This is a genomic window from Bartonella sp. MU37NMGALS (assembly GCF_042194015.1).
GTDB lineage: Bacteria > Pseudomonadota > Alphaproteobacteria > Rhizobiales > Rhizobiaceae > Bartonella > Bartonella grahamii.
Map to the genome: position 1 here is coordinate 1 of NZ_JBHIML010000072.1, position 1,625 is coordinate 1,625.

3 protein-coding genes are annotated in these 1,625 nt (G+C 39.6%); 1 reads left to right on the forward strand and 2 read right to left on the reverse strand.

From position 1 onward, the window contains the following. The coding region (locus ACFIJP_RS09035; protein ID WP_375627069.1) for a Bgr_08870 family protein at positions 1-779 on the forward strand (779 nt) is incomplete at its 5' end. Positions 780-844: 65 nt separating this feature from the next. Here ACFIJP_RS09035 and ACFIJP_RS09040 read toward each other — a convergent pair. Continuing rightward, on the reverse strand, positions 845-1,231 hold the full coding sequence (locus ACFIJP_RS09040) for a hypothetical protein (RefSeq protein WP_375627070.1): 387 nt from the start codon (positions 1,229-1,231) through the stop codon (positions 845-847). Continuing rightward, positions 1,224-1,475 carry a type II toxin-antitoxin system prevent-host-death family antitoxin gene (locus tag ACFIJP_RS09045; RefSeq protein WP_375627072.1) on the reverse strand — a complete coding sequence of 84 codons (252 nt, stop codon included), beginning with the start codon at positions 1,473-1,475 and terminating at the stop codon, positions 1,224-1,226. The genes ACFIJP_RS09040 and ACFIJP_RS09045 overlap by 8 nt, the downstream gene beginning before the upstream one ends. Positions 1,476-1,625: the final 150 nt, after the last annotated feature.

A 1,625-nucleotide genomic window follows, 5' to 3' on the forward strand; every position in this document is an offset into this window, starting at 1 on the left:
TAGGCGCACACCAACATAAAACCGAAGATATTGTGGGGCTTGATGATTTTAGAGCTAAGATCAATGAAGATCTCACAGCCTATGGTCGCCTAGCCAGCCCAAATGAATGGCGAAGTTATAATAAATTTACCAGCAAAGTCACCATGGGTGACGACTTGGAGATCTTGGGTAATTTATCATTTGACTTCTTCGATCGCCTAAAAAGGAAAGTGGTTACCCGTTTAAGCGCAAATGAAAGTATGCTTAAAGGACCGCTGAAAGTGGATGGTGATCTTGTTTATACCAAGAGCGAAATTGATGCTTTGCTGGACGCGCTAAACAATAGCATGCCAGTAGGAACTGTAATTTATTATCCTGCACTAACAGTTCCAAAGGGATGGTTAAAAGCAAATGGTGCGCTCATTTCACGGAGCGACTATGCACAACTTTTTGCGGTTATAGGCACGACTTATGGTGCTGGCGACGGCAAAACTACCTTTCGCTTGCCAGATTTAAGAGGGGAGTTCCTACGGGGAGTTGATGATGAACGTAATATTGACCCTAATAGAACCATTGGATCACAGCAAGGCGACGCTATCCGTAACATTACAGGCGAATTGAATTTTGATGCCAAGGCTAAAGTTGCAAGTGGCGCTTTTAAATATGGTGGGTTTTCTAATAGCAGCAATACTTCTTCTGGTTCATCCTCAACCATAAAGTTTGATGCATCTAGAAGCGTACCAACCGCAAATGAAAATCGTCCTCGGAATATAGCGCTGTTAGCGCTTATTCGCTATTAAAGCATGCTGAACGTGAAACAGATGTTAGCAAAGTTCCAACACTCCACGCTGTTTGACTTTGTGACTCAATCTCTAGAGACTTTTCCAAGTGGTTTTATTGCTTTAACTTCTTTAATTTTAAGTGCAATTTTACGCACGAAAGCGAGGCTAAAACGCCCTTGTGGTTTTAAATCTTCAAAGTCAAACAAAGATTCGCAAGGAACAACATTAAATTCATCAACACGCACCCAAGATTGCTTTTGCAACCCCGCACGTTTACATTCTATCTCAGGTACTTTTAAGCTATATTGTAAATTAATAGGCTCTTGAGAAGTGATAGGAAACAAAAAGAAATGGCTTTCAGTTTTAACCATAACACAGGAAGGACGCGCTTTGCGCCCCGAATGTTCACCTTTTTGCGCTTGTTCGTGCCATAAATAATAATATTGAACAACATCCCCTGCTTTAAACATATTCGTCGCCATTTAAAATATCATCTAAACCACGATCTAAATCGTCTAATATATTTTGCGGTGCATCTGCATAAACAAAAGATTGTATACGAGAACGCGCTTTTATTAATTCATGATATAAATCAACAGGAAGCATAATGATTTTTTCACGCCCTCGCTTTGTTAAAGCTACAGGTGTAGACATAGCCTCGTCTAAAATATCGCCTGCCCCGCGGTTTACATCTGTAAAACTATATTTTTTCATATGCACATCCTATCTTTAATGTATAATACGTATTATACGTACAATATGTATTATGTAAAGATATTTTATGCTGTTAACCACCTCCCCGCCTAAAAGACGAGGAGAGAAAATCATGTTTTTAAAGTTAAGCAGCTTTTGTAATCGGACTTG